At 52.7% G+C, this 16,029-nt stretch carries 13 protein-coding genes and 2 pseudogenes; 7 read left to right on the top strand and 8 right to left on the bottom strand.

What is annotated here, in order from left to right; translation table 11 throughout:
* Positions 1-341: 341 nt before the first annotated feature.
* Genes ACT3UQ_RS13160 through ACT3UQ_RS13150 form a run of 3 tightly spaced genes read right to left on the bottom strand, consistent with a single transcriptional unit; the run spans position 342 to position 1,512 of the window.
* On the bottom strand, positions 342-521 hold the full coding sequence (locus ACT3UQ_RS13160) for an integrase core domain-containing protein (protein WP_217990409.1): 180 nt from the start codon (positions 519-521) through the stop codon (positions 342-344).
* The gene (locus tag ACT3UQ_RS13155) at positions 521-1,180 is read right to left on the bottom strand and encodes an IS3 family transposase (protein WP_444629441.1); all 660 of its coding nucleotides are present in this window, start codon (positions 1,178-1,180) and stop codon (positions 521-523) included. The genes ACT3UQ_RS13160 and ACT3UQ_RS13155 overlap by 1 nt, the downstream gene beginning before the upstream one ends.
* Positions 1,181-1,191: 11 nt before the next feature.
* Entirely contained in the window at positions 1,192-1,512 is a 321-nt protein-coding gene (locus ACT3UQ_RS13150) for a transposase (RefSeq protein ID WP_444637284.1), read from the bottom strand.
* A gap of 220 nt (positions 1,513-1,732) precedes the next feature.
* On the opposite strand from ACT3UQ_RS13150, the pseudogene ACT3UQ_RS13145 reads away from it, so the two are divergent.
* The 3 genes and pseudogenes from ACT3UQ_RS13145 to ACT3UQ_RS13135 form a co-directional block, all read left to right on the top strand.
* Positions 1,733-2,218, top strand: a pseudogene (locus tag ACT3UQ_RS13145) (IS256 family transposase); the annotation flags it as partial.
* A gap of 875 nt (positions 2,219-3,093) precedes the next feature.
* A complete protein-coding gene (locus ACT3UQ_RS13140; RefSeq protein WP_096287933.1) occupies positions 3,094-4,572 on the top strand; it encodes a hypothetical protein in 1,479 nt (492 codons plus the stop codon).
* A 25-nt stretch (positions 4,573-4,597) separates the two neighbouring features.
* Entirely contained in the window at positions 4,598-5,173 is a 576-nt protein-coding gene (locus tag ACT3UQ_RS13135; RefSeq protein WP_096287931.1) for a hypothetical protein, read from the top strand.
* Between the two features lie 654 nt (positions 5,174-5,827).
* Here ACT3UQ_RS13135 and ACT3UQ_RS13130 read toward each other — a convergent pair.
* The 3 genes and pseudogenes from ACT3UQ_RS13130 to ACT3UQ_RS13120 form a co-directional block, all read right to left on the bottom strand.
* The gene (locus ACT3UQ_RS13130) at positions 5,828-6,352 is read right to left on the bottom strand and encodes a DUF2812 domain-containing protein (protein WP_444637282.1); all 525 of its coding nucleotides are present in this window, start codon (positions 6,350-6,352) and stop codon (positions 5,828-5,830) included.
* Complete coding sequence (locus ACT3UQ_RS13125) at positions 6,349-6,687, bottom strand: PadR family transcriptional regulator (RefSeq protein ID WP_444637281.1); 339 nt, start codon at positions 6,685-6,687, stop codon at positions 6,349-6,351. The genes ACT3UQ_RS13130 and ACT3UQ_RS13125 overlap by 4 nt, the downstream gene beginning before the upstream one ends.
* 1,147 nt (positions 6,688-7,834) lie before the next feature.
* Positions 7,835-8,437, bottom strand: a pseudogene (locus ACT3UQ_RS13120) (GNAT family N-acetyltransferase).
* A gap of 322 nt (positions 8,438-8,759) precedes the next feature.
* Here ACT3UQ_RS13120 and ACT3UQ_RS13115 point away from each other — a divergent pair.
* Positions 8,760-9,356: a recombinase family protein gene (locus ACT3UQ_RS13115; RefSeq protein ID WP_444637280.1), complete on the top strand. Its 597-nt coding sequence runs from the start codon at positions 8,760-8,762 to the stop codon at positions 9,354-9,356.
* 215 nt (positions 9,357-9,571) lie between these two features.
* On the opposite strand, the gene ACT3UQ_RS13110 is transcribed toward ACT3UQ_RS13115, so the two are convergent.
* Positions 9,572-9,790 (bottom strand): hypothetical protein, encoded by a 219-nt coding sequence (locus tag ACT3UQ_RS13110; RefSeq protein ID WP_444637278.1) that lies wholly within the window; start codon positions 9,788-9,790, stop codon positions 9,572-9,574.
* A gap of 1,579 nt (positions 9,791-11,369) precedes the next feature.
* Between ACT3UQ_RS13110 and ACT3UQ_RS13105 the strand changes: the two genes are divergently transcribed.
* The 3 genes from ACT3UQ_RS13105 (at position 11,370) to ACT3UQ_RS13095 (ending at position 15,441) form a co-directional block, all read left to right on the top strand.
* On the top strand, positions 11,370-12,653 hold the full coding sequence (locus tag ACT3UQ_RS13105; protein WP_444637276.1) for a helix-turn-helix domain-containing protein: 1,284 nt from the start codon (positions 11,370-11,372) through the stop codon (positions 12,651-12,653).
* Between the two features lie 1,442 nt (positions 12,654-14,095).
* Positions 14,096-14,905, top strand: a complete 810-nt coding sequence (locus ACT3UQ_RS13100; RefSeq protein WP_188687393.1) for a ParA family protein — start codon at positions 14,096-14,098, stop codon at positions 14,903-14,905.
* A complete protein-coding gene (locus tag ACT3UQ_RS13095; RefSeq protein ID WP_444637275.1) occupies positions 14,902-15,441 on the top strand; it encodes a ParB family protein in 540 nt (179 codons plus the stop codon). Before ACT3UQ_RS13100 ends, ACT3UQ_RS13095 begins: the two co-directional genes overlap by 4 nt.
* A gap of 370 nt (positions 15,442-15,811) precedes the next feature.
* On the opposite strand, the gene ACT3UQ_RS13090 is transcribed toward ACT3UQ_RS13095, so the two are convergent.
* A partial coding sequence (locus tag ACT3UQ_RS13090) for a hypothetical protein (RefSeq protein WP_444637274.1) occupies positions 15,812-16,029 on the bottom strand: 218 nt, incomplete at its 5' end.

Below are 16,029 nucleotides of genomic sequence, written 5' to 3'. Positions count from 1 at the left end.
CGCCCTCTCAGGGAGGGCACCGTCTCGATGATGCTTGGCCGCCCCTTTACAGCCACATGAAGCAACGCATCCTACCCTGGCGATCAATGAACTAGATCCACATCTGGGTGACGCTCATACCACCGGTCCACGAGCGTTTGAATTCCTGGGCCAAGAAACTGTAGAGCTATGGCGCAAAGTTTGGGACCTAAAAGAGGATCCGGGCTGGACCGCCCAAGAGAACCATTTCTACCATTGCCGACAAGGTTTTGAAGGCAACGAGCGAATGGCAAAGCCGCCCTCTGGACCCTGTCTTGAACTGGTCCCCGAAAGTTGGACAAGGTAATTAAAGTCTAGACGGGTCAAGCTGCCAGGGCATGGCACCGATATTCAATCGGTGCCATGCCCTGCAGTCGTTCTTGGCACCGGACGTGGTTATACCAGTCAATATACTCATTGATTTCCCTGGTCAGATCGGCAACGGTGGCAAAGTGCTCACCGTGATACATCTCCGATTTCAGGTGACCAAAGAAATTTTCCATCACCGAGTTATCGAAACATTACCCTTGCGAGACATGGATTGCACCGCACCGTGCTTCGTGAGCAATTGACGCCACGACGAATGCTGATATTGAAATCCTTGGTCCGTGTGCACCAGCAATCCAGATGCCGGTCTCTGCGATTCGAAGGCCTCGGCCAGGCTGGCACTGGTAAATGCTGTTGTCGGCGAAGTCGAGATCGTATGGCTGATGATGCAGTGATCAAACAAATCCATGATCGGTGACAGATACAGTTTTCTGCCAGCTACCCGGAACTCAGTCACGTCACTGACCCACTTGGTGTTCGCCACCCTGGTTTGGAACTGACGTTTGAGTAGATTCTCCGCGATATGACTGGTTTTCCCTTTGTAGGAGGAGTACTTGCGTCGTATCCGCACCTTGGATTTCAGGTTCAGCTGATCCATCAGCTTCCAGACCAGTTTCTTCGACACCTTCCAACCCATCTTCACCAGCTCGACTCGCACGCGGCGGTAACCGAACCGATGTTTGCTTTCGGTGAAGATTGCTTGGATTTCTTCTTTGAGCTTCTGGTGCCTGTCAGGTTCGGTAAGTCGTTGCGCATGGTAGAAATACGTTGATCTGGCCAGCCCTGCTACTTGGAGCAGGTCAGCTAGATCGTGGTCCGACTTGAGGGTTGCGATCGCCAGCGTTTTCAGGCGTGCCCCTGGTTCCTCAAGTCCCGCAATTTTTTTAGGTATGCGTTTTCCGCTTGAACACGCTTGAGTTCGCGACGTAATTTGTCTTCTTCACTCAAGACCACTGGTTTTTCGGAGCCTTTGGGCCTGCCCTGAGTTTTGAGCATCAGCGCTTCATCGCCACCCTCACGATGTTGCTTAGCCCATTTCCCAACCAACTTTTGTGAGCTGAGATTAAACTCTTTCGCAAGATCCATCCTCGTTTCGCCGGTCGCATGCCGGTCAACGATTTCCTTCTTGATCTCAAATGAATAGACGGCTTTCGTGCGTTTTTCCATAAGACATAGCCTGCCATGAAGCTGCCAGCTTCGATAAAGACGGCGAACAGGTTCTGGCTTCACTCGTAGTTCAGTTGAGGCTGCTTTATAACCTAAGCCTTGCTCGAAGAGGTCGACTAGTCGTTCTCGTTGTTGCTCGGATAATGTGCTTCTTGCGCGCATTGAAAAGCTCCCCAGATGTGGTTACTGATTTCTCAGTCCAACATTTGGGGAGCAGTTCATCTACCCGGTGGTGTTCATTGATGCGATCCACGTCCAAATCCGTGACAGCCAGGTTGCCAACCGTCCGATCTACGTCGCGCTGGCAGTGGCCACCGAAGGCAACCGAGACATCTTGGGGTTGTGGGCTACAGACGGCGGGGAAGGAGCGAAGTACTGGCTGCAAGTGCTTGCCGAAATCAAGAATCGTGGCACCGAAGACGTGCTCATGGTGGTCTGCGACGGACTGCAGGGTCTGCCTGATTCCGTGGCGGCTGTGTGGCCTGAAACGGTAGTGCAGACCTGCGTGGTGCATCTGATGCGTCATTCGTTCAAGTACGCGTCCAAAGCTGACTGGCCAGCAATCTCTACCGGACTGAAGCTGGTCTACCACGCTGCGACGCTCCCTGAAGCGGAGGACCGCTTTGCGGACCTCAAGAAGGAGTGGGAAGAACGGTATCCGGCGGTGATCCGTATGTGGCAGAGGGTGTGGAGCGAAGAATGGCCGTGCCCCCAAGGTCGGGCACCGGGTCGCATCTGCTTGAAGGCGCTGGGACCGGTGGCTGGAAGCAAGCATTGCAGCAGTTGACGATGGCTTACCCGGAGCGTATTGAGCCTTATTTGACGTAAATGCTAAGAAGCCCTAAATAACGTATGTGACTAGGGACTTACACAAACAAACTGACAGGCTCCTACGCCGAGGGCCATGTAAGGAAAATACTTGCCTCCGTCATATAAGATTAATTTTCGAAATTTATTCTCTTCGACTCACTATCGACATACGCTATAGGCAGGGCTCAATAGTTGGCCGATGCTGATCATGGGGATGGTCATCATATAAGTGTTCCGCTATGGGGATGGTTGAACCGCCACCTGTCCTGAAAGGCCCCCACTCAAAAATGAACTACTCCCCAGAAGTTGGACTGAGAAACCAGCAACCAACATCTGGGGAGCAGTTCAGCCTGCACCGCCTTACGAATCCGGGCGTTAACCGACCCAAGAGCATGGGACCATCCCGGATATTATGCAGCCAGTTTGCTGGAGGATTTTGTAGGCAACGAGCGTCGTTCTATTTCAGCTTCAGGAGTTTCGAACTATCTAGTCTCACTCGATCCTGACGTACAGGGCATTTTCAGAGCGAGACATTCGGTAGACATCTGGTCCGCTATCCGCCAATGGCCGGCAACGGTCGGTCACCGGTCATCAGCCGCTCATCGTGCCCGGCGATGAGGGGCTTTGCAGTCCTCAATAAGTACGCTAAATTGATGTTTTACATGCATTCACCGAATGCGTGGCAGGCCTTGGAGACCTCCTCTGACCCGTCGTGACGGTTACGAATTCCATCCGACGCACCGATATTTTCTGCATAGAACCAGGAACCACATGCCTCCTCGCGTCACTGGAGTACTCATCTCCGCAACCCTTGCTTCCGGACTGCTCATTGCTGCCGCCCCGGCACAAGCCGTAGAAACCAAGAACACAGCGCCGACTCTCATCGCCGTGCAAAGCGCAGCACCTCAGCCAGATACACACGAGCCGCAACACACGTTCCAGACAAGCGCGCCCACGCAATCCGCGGACCCCTCTCACACCCCACTGCTAGATGAAACGGCAGAGAGCAACCAGCCTGCTCCACGCATCGAAGAGGCGAATAGCAATCAGCAGCGACCGGCTGAAAATCCCAGTGAATCGCAGTCCCAGACTGAAACCGTTCTACCGGGCGAGACACTAGAGACGGTTGAGCCAACCACAGCTCCTTCAGCAGAGCCTGCACCAGAGCAAACCTCGCCGGACCCAACCTCAGACTCTTCTCAAGATGCTACCGGCAGCACACAGACAGAACCCCCTGCCCAAGCGCCGGTTGAAACTTCAGTACCCGAAGCTCCCCAACTTCTGGAAACTCCGCGACAAAACAAGCTCAAATCCTTCGGATACATCGACGGGGGGCTGACCAAAGAGCAGCAAGTTATTATCGAGAAGCTTGAGAACAACGCTCCTGAAGACGCTGACGACTGGAGCGATGCGCAATGGGAAGAATTCTGGCAGTCAGATGAAGGTATTGAATACAATCGCTTGCTCGAAGAGTTAGAAGCTACTTACCCTCAGTGGGAAGACGACGTGTCTGATAAGGAGCGCGAACTGTGGGAAAAAATCGAAAGCCTCATTCCCGAAGGCAGTGAGTATTGGGATGAATCCCAGTGGGAAGCCTTTTACAAAACTGAGGAAGGCAAGGAGTTTGACCGTCTGTACAACGAGTACCAGCAGGATTACTGGGATTACATCGATGAGGATGAAGGTTTTGAACTCTCCGATGAGGAGCGGAAGTTCTACGAGGAGATTGAACGCCTTTCACCCGAAGGCAGCGAAGAGTGGGACGAGGAGCAGTGGAACGCTTACTTTGTCACTGACGAGGGCCGCCACTTGCTTGAGCTCTCGCTTTCCTTTGCATTCGACACAGCTGAATCGCCTGAAGAGTTGAAACTAATCATTGAGTCATTTCGTGAATACTATGCCGATGCTTCCGAATGGTTTGAAGACTTCATGAACCGTTATCTAGGCACACCGAGCGAAGAACCAAAAGCCACGCCGACTACCGATGCAGAATCTTTGAACACCACACCGGGGCAGGAAGTACCGACCAAGTCGGACAGCAATCCAGCGGCAACAGTGGTCAAGGCCGTTGCCCAGCGCACAAAGCACGAACCAGAACCAGTGGCGAAGAAACAGCCGGCAGAACAACACGTCCAGGATGAACTGGCCAAGACCGGGTTCAATAGTCTGATCCTTGCGGGAGGTAGCGTCTTGGTCATACTTCTGGGAGCATTTTCTTTGCGGCTCGCGCGCAGGTCACGGACGAGATAGTCTCCGGGTAGGAAACTAACAGCTCATGAATCCCCTCGTTTTTATGGCCGCGGTTGGGGCAGTGCTTACAACTTTCATTCTCGGATTCAGCTCCGCGGGATTTCACGCAGCTGGTTCGGGGAATCGCAAGGAGTTTGCCTTGTCACGTGGTGGGGCTGTGCTCGTTGTGCTGCTCATGACCGGCGGTTGTTTACTGGTGCTGATCAAACCAGTATTCATCCATCCGCTGTGGGTGCGGTCTGCCGTCTTGTTCGGCTTACCGGCAGTCGCCGGCTATGTTACTGGCCGGTTGGTTTCCCGGCCGATCGATGAAATGAAGCAAAGACTAGTTATAACGCCTCAATTTTCTGAGATCACTCCGATCTCACTCCCAGGCTCTAGCACCTTTGTTGAAGGCGGCGAACTCCCGATGATTCCCAAGCATCTGGTGGAAGAACTTCGCAATTGGAATCAGGTGTTTCTTGAAAATTTTGATCCGGTATCAGGATGGCCCTCGGAAAATCAAGCCGAGCGACAGCAAGCGGCAGCGCTCGTTCTCCAAAATAGGCTTAGGGAGGCTATTGGAGATGAATATATCATCGAAGTAGCGACTTGGTTCTGATATCTACGCCAAAGAAGGACCGCACCTGATAGGTGCGGTCCTTCTCATGTTCTTTACTACGCTGCAGGCGATGGCATCGGTTCTCCCCGGATTACAAGCTTCTCCAGCAATCCCAAGTTGCCAAAGACCAAGGAATGTCTAGGAAAATACTGTCAAGGGACACTGGTTTCTGCCTATCATCTCCGACGGTTGAATGCCGCGCAGACGTCAAAGCTTCACCGGAATGCCCCAACGCAGGCTTGTATATTGGGGCCATGCACACCATAGAAACAGTCCACGCCGAACCACACGAGTCAGAGGATTCACCCTGCTATCGAGTCAATTTCTGGGAACAACTCCGTCCTGGATACGGATAGAATTTAGACGCTTTTGTACTAGTTGAGGTGCACGACGTCGCTGAGGCGCTGCGGTGGGTGAAGGAGAACGCGCGTGGGCGGCTCTTCGAACTATTCGCAGAAATGGACCCCGAGCCGGACAAACCGTTCGGGACTCCGCGAAAAACCTCGCTCATACGATTACTCGGGAGCAATCCCAACACCGGTTAGACCTGGGACCGTTATCCAGCTATTGGGTTTTGATCGGGGATCTAAATGACGTTTTGTGCAGTGTCAAAGAGTCACCAGCAGGTGAAGATGATCAATCCGCCTCAGGTAGTCAGCTTAAGTGATTCAACTTTTTCAAATGACGCCAGTAGCCGATCAGGGGAACGATGGTATAGGCAAGAGGCAATACGAATACCACTAGTAAGACGAATTCTGCCCATTCATTCCACGACGATGCGCGGATCACCAGACCTAGGATCAGAAAGGCCGCTAGGGTAATTGCGCTGTAACGAAGGTAGAGGTTCCGGTTTCGGGTAAGTTCCTCTCGTCGTGACTCTGCGCTTGTGTGGACCGGTGCCGTTCCCGGTGCCGCCTTGAAAATGTGCGTGTTTCCCAGCGAGAGGACCGGTGCCCATCCCGCTGCTTTGAAGATGTCAAAGTAGTCCGGCGTGGCGTCGGCTTCGTAGGCTAGGTCAAAAACGGCTTCTTCAGGGGTTCCGTCAACGAAGCTCCATCCGTGACCCAGCTTTGCTACACCGTTCAGGTGTTTTCCCTGACCTGCCATTTCCGCAAACATCGCAAGGTCCTTGTCGGGGCTGAAAGCCAGGCCGTTGCCCATTCTGGTCGTGGTGCTCATGCTTCCTCCATAATGTGCTCTGCCATGGCCAGCAACTGGCGACGGCGTTCGATATTACGTACGAGGACATCGCGTCCCTTGGTGTTGAGGTGATAGACGCGCCGTGAATCATCACCGTCGAGCTCCTCAATGAACCCGGCCATGACGAGCTTTTTGAGTGTCGTATATAGCGAGGCGGGACCGATCGCGACCGTTCCCCGGCTTTCCTGCTCGAGAAACTGCATCACTGCATAGCCATGACGTGGGTGAACCAGGGCGAGCAGAATGTACAGAGCGGCGTCGGCGAGGTCTCCGCTTTCAAAGCCCGAGCTACGCGCCATGATCATATCTCGCATACGAAGTATCATAGAATGATATATCCATAGTTGATATGTAAGCAGAAAATTCCGCATGAGGCAAGCTAAAAGTTGTCCCGACGCTCGCGTGCATTACGAGAGTTTCGTCATCCGCTCGTCAAATCCGCATTTACCCTCTCTAGAGTTCAAAGAACTTTCAGATTCATCGGAAAGCCGCCCGCTCCTGACTTGTCTTTTTTGCCGTACCACTTGGCAACATGGAAGGCTCGTGCCGGAGCAGCGTTGAATTGCCTGTAAGGCTGGTGGCAGTGAAAGAGTGGTGCCCGTTAAAGCCCGATGGACTAATGAACTGAAATTCGATCCGCCTGCCGGGCTCATATGCAGTCACGAAATAGCGCACCGGCCCATGTCCTCCCGCTGCGCCCACGCCAAGTGGTCCGTTCAGGCGCATTGCTGGCCACCCGCTTCGGGGCCACAGTCGATCGTTCTTACTCGCAAGCGAGTCGATGAGCGGCCCTACTTCGCTAGCGGGGGCTGCAACTTCGCGCTGATGAGTGTTGTAGACCATGTGGCAAGCCTATCTTTGATAGGCACCTAGCCCGGTTTAATTCAACCTCGGTGAATGTGTCCCGCAAGCCGGTCGGCGAGCGGTTCACCGAACCAGTGCAGCGGCGTTGAAGTGTCCGAGGTAGTTATGTTCCGCTGGGGGACCTTCTATGGGACATACGAGACTTAATTCAGTGGTCCCGATGCGAACCGGTCGATTGAGTCGTCTTTTCGATCCTGCCCCTTGACCTTTGGATGGGCAGTGCCGTTAAGCTACATATGACTGGATCATCGCTGGAATTGCGGTCACCGCAGAGACCAATGCAAATAACCCAATCCCGTACCCCAATATAAACGCGCCGATAACCAGCCATCGTCCCTTCTCACCAGAGTGCTTAATCTGGTTCAACGCAACATGCCCAGCACCCATGGCAAAGATTGCTAACCCTGAAAGTCCAAAGAACCAAAGCCCTACGAGAGCCGCCACAGCCAACACGAAGGACGCAACTGACAGTTTGTTGAGGCTCTACACATCTGAATGAAGTGCTTCCTCATGGGTAGACATGATGTTTCTCCGTGTCTCGTGTATTCGGTTCGTGTTCGTACACGAGCCTAACCCGAAGCGCCGTAAGAGGAACCTCTACCGGGCGGCGTCAGCATCCTGGGGCAGTCGGGCTGTCGGTCCGGATCTGATGCCAGGCGCGCGTGTGTGCATGTCGTGCCATCCATCTGCATGGCGTACCTGTTGGCGTTTGACCCCTTCCGCGGGGTATCCGCTCTTTTGGGCGACTTTGCAGGATGCAGGATTGTTAACGGAGTGAGCGAGCTCAAGTCTGTGAAAGCCTGCACTGCCGAAGGCCCATGCAGACAACTCGCATAGGGCCTTAGGTGCCACATTGGTGCCGCGTCCCTGAGGGAGGATCCAGTATGAAAGTTCGCCGGAACCGCTCTCAAGATCGATGCGTCGCAGACTGATCTGTCCTATTGCTTCCCCTTAGTGAGCTATTGCCCAACCCGCACCAGACTCTTTTTGCCAGCGGTCGGTCCAGTGGAGCACCCATTCTTTGGCGTCGTTGACTGTCATGGTCTTTCCATGCCAGTGAATTATGGCCGGGTCTTGGTAGGCCTGTAACACTACGGGAACGTCAGCGAGGCCCCATGGCCGGAGCACTAGGTTCTCGACTTCTAGGACTGGCTGTATCCGCCGGGCAAAGTCGCCTGACAGTATTACTGGCTCATTCATGGTCAGGATCGTCCAATCTCATCACGACAGCTTTTTGACGAAGCATTCAGATACTTAGTCAATAACAGCCGCGACGGCTTCGCAACGGAACAGCGGCCACAATGGGAACACCAGCAGCTATTCTTTTGTCCGTCTTGCTGATTCGGTGTCCGAAAGGGATGTCCCGTATAGACGCAGCCGCCGTGTCCCGTAAGCCGGTCCTCCGACGGACACGCCGGCCGCTGAACTGCTGCTTTGCAAATGGTGGACCATGAAGTGTCCGTATAGGGAGTACGGTGAACTGTCCGGTGACGCCCGGGCCTTATGTGACACACAGATCTTCATGTCTAGGATCATGGTCGGCTACGCCCGCGCGTCCACGGATGAGCAAGACCTCACCGCCCAACGTGATGCTCTGACATCCCTCGACGTTGAGCCGGAACGCGTCTATGTTGATCATGGTTTTACCGGCAGGAACAAGAATCGCGCTGGACTGTGTGAAGCCCTCGCCGCATGCCGAGCTGGGGACACCTTCGTCATCAAGCTTAACCGCCTAGCCCGGTCCGTCCGGGACGCGCACGAAATTGCCGACGACCTCGCCAATCGCGAAATTAAACTCAGCATTGGCGGCTCCGTCCACGACCCCACCGACCCCATAGGCAAACTACTGTTCAACGTACTGGCGATGACCGCCGAGTTCGAAGCCGACCTCATCAGCATGCTTACCCGCGAAGGAATGAAAGTCGCCCAGGCCAACGGCCGGCTACGAGGGAAGCAACCCAAGCTCACCGCGAAGCAGGAAGCTCACCTCCTGGAACTGCACGACGCCGGCGAATACACCATGACCGAAATGGCAGAACTCTTCTCCATCAGCCGATCAACCATCTACCGGGGCGTTGAACGCGGCCAACGCAAGAAAACCGGCACAATAACTCCGTGACCTCTTCCTGCCACCGACGAAAGATGATGTGCGGCTCTTATCGTTGCCCGACACTGCGACAGCTTTGCGCCAGGCATTCCGCTTTTTCGCAAGCCCTATCCCCTCCAGGAATGACACTGGGATGTCGTTAGCGTGAATTTCCGTACCGATCTTCCTCAGATCCCGACTAGGAGAGTCATTCGTGCCTAAGGCGAACCACCAGGCGAACTCGAATATCATTTAGCCAGTTTTACTCTGAGCTCGAACTCGTGAAAGACCACCACATGAAAATCATTAATTTTATGGTCCCTGCCGCGTTGAATTTTGCTCTCAGGATGAGCCTCCTCGGCGCTGCCAATCCAAGCCGCCGTCAGTTTACCTGCAAGCTGCACCCCACCGACGTGCCCCGTACAAAAGCCAATGTATACGAGGGGTGGCTTGTGAAAAAGTGACATCCACCAATAGCCTCATTTCGCCGATCTAGCCATCTAGCTCGTTTTCAAAACGAAAATAGGGCGCTGTTGCGGCTAAATCCAAACGGGCTTGATATTCTTAGCGCATTCTCCAATAAAGATTGCACGCTCCCCTTACTTCATCGTCTGGATTCTTTTCCGGGGGCCGAAAACACCCCAAACCATCTACTCATTGGCGAAACGACACGACACACTGAGAGTATTCAAGTTATTTTTGGGCTCCTGTTTTCTGATATTCAAACGGTGCCAAGGGGCATAAAGGTACCTTTCGAGGCTTAACCATCTTTAGAGAGCCGGTGTTCTGACCGAATTTTGACAGGATATGGATGAATATTGGGTTTTTTGGTGAAGGCTTTGGGTTAAATGGCAAATAGACAAAAGGTACCTTTTGAGGCTCACGGTACCTAAACCGCACTTTGCCCCAAAACATCCAGACTCGCGAGGAAAACAGCCTCACAGAATCCTTACTTACATGGTGGTAGTTTCGTGTGTAGTCGGAAACAGTTACAGACCCAAAGGGTTCGGAACAGTAGAGCGAGGGAAGTAAACATGGCTGCAACAGGAAACCGCGGAGGCGGGCGACGGAGCAAAGGCGAGCGCTTCTTTGTAGGCACTCGTGTACCTGTGGCTCACCAAGAACAGCTGAAGGAGGCTGCCGCACGCGACAACCTATCCGTTAGTGAATTCGTGGAGAACTTGATTGTCTCAGCTGTAAATGATCCCAAGCATGGTTCTGGACGCAAAGGTCCTGACCGTCTAAGCCTCACGGCTTAAAATAAGGAGCCCGCATGTAGCGGGCCCCTGAAGTATGTGTTCCTCGTCGGGAAGCTTGCCGGCAAAAGACGAAGAACTTATTTAGTTAGATCCACAAAAAGAGGAAAGGAGGTAGAAAACCCAAGGAACCAGAACACTCGAAGAGCGCTCAGACTCCGACCTTACGAGCAAATGATTCATCATTCACACACAGGGCTTTTGCCTGCCATCCTTTTGAGAGGATACCGCTATCGTACCGCAGCTCTATGGTGCAGTTCCACCGTTGACCCCAAGCCTGGCTCGTCGAGCCGGCACAATAACGTCCGAAGATGAAGCTGCCTGGGCTTCACTGACGCCACTTATTGCAGGCCAGCCTCGAGTTCGCATTTCAAAAGACGCTGGCAAAAATTACCCACAAAAATTTGAACGAGATCTAACATCGGCGCGTCCTACCCAACCGGCTGCCGTCCTCATTTATGGCCGTGACGGACTTTGTGCGACGATCTGCCTGGACTTCGACTCCTCAGCACCTGGTGGAGAAGCCCGCGTCGCAGCGGATGTGCTTGCTGTGCAGTCCTGGTTGTTTGCCCACGGGGCACGATGGATAGAGGACCAATCCCCCAACGGCGGCCGGCACGTTTACATTCCGCTTGCAGAGCGCATGCCATTTCATCAGGCACGCGGCCTCGTTGAAGCGTTGGCCAACCGATACCCCTCGCTGGACCCGACACCGCATCAGAACCTACGCCACGGATGTATTCGCACGCCTGGCTCCACGCACAAAACTGGTGGCGCACAGAAGTTGGAAATGAGCCTGAAGATGGCTCATAACGTTGCTACTGAGCGCAACGAGTTCTCCACCGTCAACTCATTATGCGATTCGTTACGTATTGAAATCCAAGCTGCCCACGAACGACGTGAAGCCGTTGCTGTGCCGGCCGATACTCCCAGCAGCGAATTAGGTGCCTTGTCCCGTCGTATCGCTTTGATCGCCACACAAGGGATCTACGACACTGCGAGGTACAACAGCCCCTCGGAAGCACGCATGGCTGTCCTCGTCGCCTGCGCAGCTAGAGGTCTGAAACTCACTGATGTTGAACGACGCATCAAGCAGGGCGCATGGCCAGGACTCGCTCAGTTCTACGCCCGCTACTCCCCCACACAACGATCCAATTCAATGCGGCGAGATTGGCTCAAAGCCACCAAATTCGCTGCAGAAAAGTCTGAGGGGCAACGTGTCCGTAAAACCAACACAAGCGAGTTTTTAACACAGGGGGCTAAGGATCAGGCTGTTTCTTCTGGCTCGAATTCTGAACATCACTTTATTCGTACTTGGCGTTCTGCCCTGAGTCTCGTGGAATCGCGATATCAATCTAGTCGTTCTGGTCTATCTCGCCGATTGGTTCTTCGAGCCTTGGGAGCTGGAGCGCATATGACTGGAAGTCGTGTAGTCGAATTCGGTGTCCGCTCGTTGTCGATCGCTTCAGGAGTTGAACCGACAACCGTAGCGTTTCATCTACGAGTTTTGCGCAACGAAAAAGAACCGCTCATCCGGCAGGTCGGCGAGGCAACAGGGACGACCGGTGATCAGTATGAACTAGTCATTCCTCCCCTGCTTATGGAAGCTGCGAGCAACGAAACGTGGCAGAAGGGTAAATTGCATTCGTTGCGTCCAGCGTTCAGGGAGCTCGGTGTCACCGCAGCATTTGTCTATGAAGCTTTGGAAGATTTAGGTGGCACTCTTGGCGTCAGCGAGATCAAGAGCAAGACTGGGTTGAGCCGTAGCACGGTCCATGAAGCCCTTGAAGTATTAGCTGCATGGAACTTGGCCCAACGCACCAAACAAGGTTGGGTCTTGGTCACCTCAACCAATTTGAGCTCGTTGGCTGAATCCTTGGGTGTTCTTGACTTGGTGCTCAATCAAGTGACGTTGTACCGCGAACAACGCGCTCAATGGCGAGCCTGGTTGTCCGAGCGAATGAATCGACTCCCCCAGCTTCTTGAACCAGATGAGGACTACCCCTTCGAACTCTTCAACGGTCCGCCTGATGATTGGTCACTGAGTGATATGGCGTTCCGAACTGCCAGCTAATTAACGCTCCGCTCTCCCCCTCACATTTTCAGTAATGGTACCTTTGTTACCTTTTGCTCCATTAATGCTCAAATCTACTGTCTAAAATTGCCAATGGATGTCGTCCTCTTGAGTTTGTCGACAAGGAATCAAAACGGTACCTTTAGTTCACTTTCCACTTTTATCACTAGGCTGCCATGCCATGCGATCACTCGCGCCACTTCCCTGATTTTCACTTACCAAGGCCCTTCACGGTTGCCAAAATCCGTATTCTTATCGCTCACATCCGTTGCGGGCGTAAGCGATTGCTACTAAATGAAAGGTAGCTCTAAAAGTACTTTTTGTTCCCTTTCGCCTCCTAGACCCGCAGGACGCGCTTCCGAGATGTCAGTTTCGCGACTATTCTTATCCACGAACATCAGCACAATGACCAGTAATAGTACAAAAGGTACCTTTAGTACCTAATGATCATTTCGAACGTATCGCACCAAGGCCGCCATTCAAGCAGTTAGTCCCACCAGTCTGCATCTACGCTGCAAACAGTCGATGGAGAACCATCGACCATCTCACGCGACCCCACCAGAAAGGTACCTTCTTCACTAGGACTGCGATGCCGCCACAGAGCATATGCTCTTCGCGGAGGGAGTTGGTAGAGCTTCTCAATAGCGAACTCATACCCACTGAGCCCCTGATGGCACTCATCGGATCAATTTAGGCAGGATGAACGTTTAACGCGTGCTTGATGAAAATTCAGTTAGACCTCGCAACCTAAACCGCAGCCTCTTTTCATTGAAAGCTCTTCAAAGCCCTTGAAATGAAAAAAGCCTTCGCGCCGTTGAGGCCAAAGACTCTATTGGTTAGTCGTAACGTGAACCATCTGTTCTGTTGACTCCTTCTGCACCTTATACGTAAAAGGTTCTTAAATATCTAAAGGTACCATTATTGAAAAGTTTGCTGAATACTCGGAAATAATGCTGCAAAAGGTACCTTTAGTTCCAAAGGTTCAAAGATAGCCAGACAGAGAAGACTTTACACCCATGCGTAAGCTCGATAAATGTTGCTACGTAACACAAACAATTGAGACTGTTTGAAACGGAGGACTATTTGACGAGTCCTCTGATTTGCAGCACCTGCAAAATTCCAAAGGTTCCCGAGGTACAAAAGGTACCTTTAGTGTCAAAGGTTCAGAACAAGGCGCTTGTTTTTAGAGAGTAGTTAGCTCTATAAGTTCTATATGCTCTAAAGGTACCTTTACCTCAAAGTATCCATCAGTGCTTTAGGTACAAAAGGTACCTTTCATGAATCTGTAACTTTTTCTGAAACGCTTAGGCGTGGCGCGTGGCAAACAGCCCCGCATCCCGTCTAGCGTGTGTTTAAGAAATATGGTTTGCCGGCCTACTTCGCATACTTTTTGCAGCGCATTAAGCCGGCATCCCGTCATCGACGGCTCGAAAGTAGGCAATATGCCAGCGCGAATCATCGCAGTTTGCAACCAAAAGGGCGGGGTCGGCAAGACCACCCTCGTCACAGGTCTTGCTGAGGTGTTTTCACGCGACCATGGCAAACGGGTCCTGGTGATCGATGCGGACCCTCAAAAGAACACGACCTCAGCATTAGGCGTGTACAACCCGGAATTCACCCTAAACGATGTTCTATACGGTGACGAAGAGCAGAACCATAAGATCACTCCAGGCATTGCAGCTGACGCGATCATTCCAGCAGGGGAGGCCTGGCAGGGTAAATTCCCGACCCTTTCCCTTATTGCTTCCGAGCGCAACCTTGCTTCCCGTGAACGTGACTCCATGATGGCTCGTGAGCGGCGTCTACGTAATGCCCTTAAGGGAGCGGTCGACGATTTCGACATCGTACTAATTGATTGTCCTCCTTCTCTTGGTTTGCTGACTGTAAATGCCTTGACTGCAGCAACCCATGCGCTATTCATCAGTGAAGCCCGAGTTTCCTCCGTGGAGGGGCTTACCGAAATTGTCACTACTGTCGCTGAGGTGCAGGAAAACCTAAACGACGAACTAGACGTTGCCGGAATTGTGGTCAACAAATTACGCAAGGGCCGAGTGGATCAAGAGCATTGGGTGCGTAAAATGCGAGAGGACTACGGCGAATTAGTGCTTGATCCAGGATTACCTGACCGTGAAATTTTTGCCAAGGCACAAGCGGCCGCGAAGCCGCTTGCATCCTACGGAAACTCAGCATCATTGCTGCTGAAATCGCTGAGACGAGTAGCGACTGCAGTATGGGAAGGAACGGCGTCATGACTTCCACTCCAACACCTGGACGCGGGGGAGACGCCGGCTCAGCGCTTGGACGACTCAAAAAAAACCGTGGTTTGAGCAAGGCTGCAGGTCGTAGTGTTGTGTCCGAAATGTCTGCGTCAGAAGATGAGCAGCAAGCATCGGCAGCGACTCCGGATTCTGTCCAGCAGGCACCGGAGGTACAGATCCAACAGCCAGTTGCCCCAGTGCAACAGGCACCTGTGCAACAAGTTGCTCCAGAACCGGAGCACTTTTCCCAATCTGAACCACAACTCACCATGGCCAAATCGTCCGAGGATCCCACTCCTAAGTCAAAGTCGCGCCGCAAAATGTCCTTGGCTCCCACGGACGATGAACACGATCGCATTCGCCAGACGTTCATGGCAACTCGGCATATCCACCGCTACGCCAGCCTGAATGATTTCTTGAGGGCTTGCGTGCTGCAAGAAGTGACCCGTCTTGAGGATGAACACAATGGTGGGCAAGTCTATGTGTGGGAAGAAGCAGAGATACCAAAGGGACGCCCATTGCGTTTCTAGAACGGATCGCATTTAGATTCAACTAGCTATGGAGCGGTGTATCCGACTGAGTCTCATAGTTTCCTGGAACAATCGCTGAGGGGCTAAGGATAAAAACGTTCGCATCAGCATCTGTATGGTGACCGCCGTTATTCACTGGTCCAGACCACCATGAGTTCTTCTATGCGTAACTTTCCATCCCAATGCGACAATTTCAGCTGCGCCAGTTTATTTTTATTGGTTAGGAAATCTCCTGAACTGAGCATTTGATGTCTATCATTTGGAAAAGTGATCTAGGAAGTAGCACGGTGCCGGGTGCGTTACCTTCATGAGAGCACTCTGCACCACACAGGAATAAGCCTTCTGCTCACCTGGATACAGCAAAAACTCTCTAACCTCCGGGCTTTTCCTGCATACCCATGGACGCCTGATCCCAGGCGATCGTCCGAGCAAAAGCCACACGTTTCAGCACCCGCGGTGATTTTATGATAAGCGCATGGTGCATATGGGCGGCCTCCAAAAATCTACGCTGATGAAAGACCGAGGAACAATTATGATAATTATCGAGCATGTAAGCGAGCAATGTTGCAAGAGCGCAGCCTGGAAAAC

Source organism: Glutamicibacter sp. AOP12-B1-11 (assembly GCF_052379245.1).
Taxonomy (GTDB): domain Bacteria; phylum Actinomycetota; class Actinomycetes; order Actinomycetales; family Micrococcaceae; genus Glutamicibacter.
The sequence above is the reverse complement of the archived record's forward strand: the minus strand, read 5'-3'. Positions and strand labels throughout refer to the sequence as shown.

Excerpts from the sequence above, each read along its gene's own strand:
- ACT3UQ_RS13160 (WP_217990409.1), bottom strand. The coding sequence starts at position 521 with ATGGAAAATTTCTTTGGTCACCTGAAATCGGAGATGTATCACGGTGAG.
- ACT3UQ_RS13150 (WP_444637284.1), bottom strand. The coding sequence starts at position 1,512 with ATGGAAAAACGCACGAAAGCCGTCTATTCATTTGAGATCAAGAAGGAA.
- ACT3UQ_RS13140 (WP_096287933.1), top strand. The coding sequence starts at position 3,094 with ATGCCTCCTCGCGTCACTGGAGTACTCATCTCCGCAACCCTTGCTTCC.
- ACT3UQ_RS13135 (WP_096287931.1), top strand. The coding sequence starts at position 4,598 with ATGAATCCCCTCGTTTTTATGGCCGCGGTTGGGGCAGTGCTTACAACT.
- ACT3UQ_RS13130 (WP_444637282.1), bottom strand. The coding sequence starts at position 6,352 with ATGAGCACCACGACCAGAATGGGCAACGGCCTGGCTTTCAGCCCCGAC.
- ACT3UQ_RS13125 (WP_444637281.1), bottom strand. The coding sequence starts at position 6,687 with ATGCGAGATATGATCATGGCGCGTAGCTCGGGCTTTGAAAGCGGAGAC.
- ACT3UQ_RS13115 (WP_444637280.1), top strand. The coding sequence starts at position 8,760 with ATGTCTAGGATCATGGTCGGCTACGCCCGCGCGTCCACGGATGAGCAA.
- ACT3UQ_RS13110 (WP_444637278.1), bottom strand. The coding sequence starts at position 9,790 with ATGTCACTTTTTCACAAGCCACCCCTCGTATACATTGGCTTTTGTACG.
- ACT3UQ_RS13105 (WP_444637276.1), top strand. The coding sequence starts at position 11,370 with ATGAGCCTGAAGATGGCTCATAACGTTGCTACTGAGCGCAACGAGTTC.
- ACT3UQ_RS13100 (WP_188687393.1), top strand. The coding sequence starts at position 14,096 with ATGCCAGCGCGAATCATCGCAGTTTGCAACCAAAAGGGCGGGGTCGGC.
- ACT3UQ_RS13095 (WP_444637275.1), top strand. The coding sequence starts at position 14,902 with ATGACTTCCACTCCAACACCTGGACGCGGGGGAGACGCCGGCTCAGCG.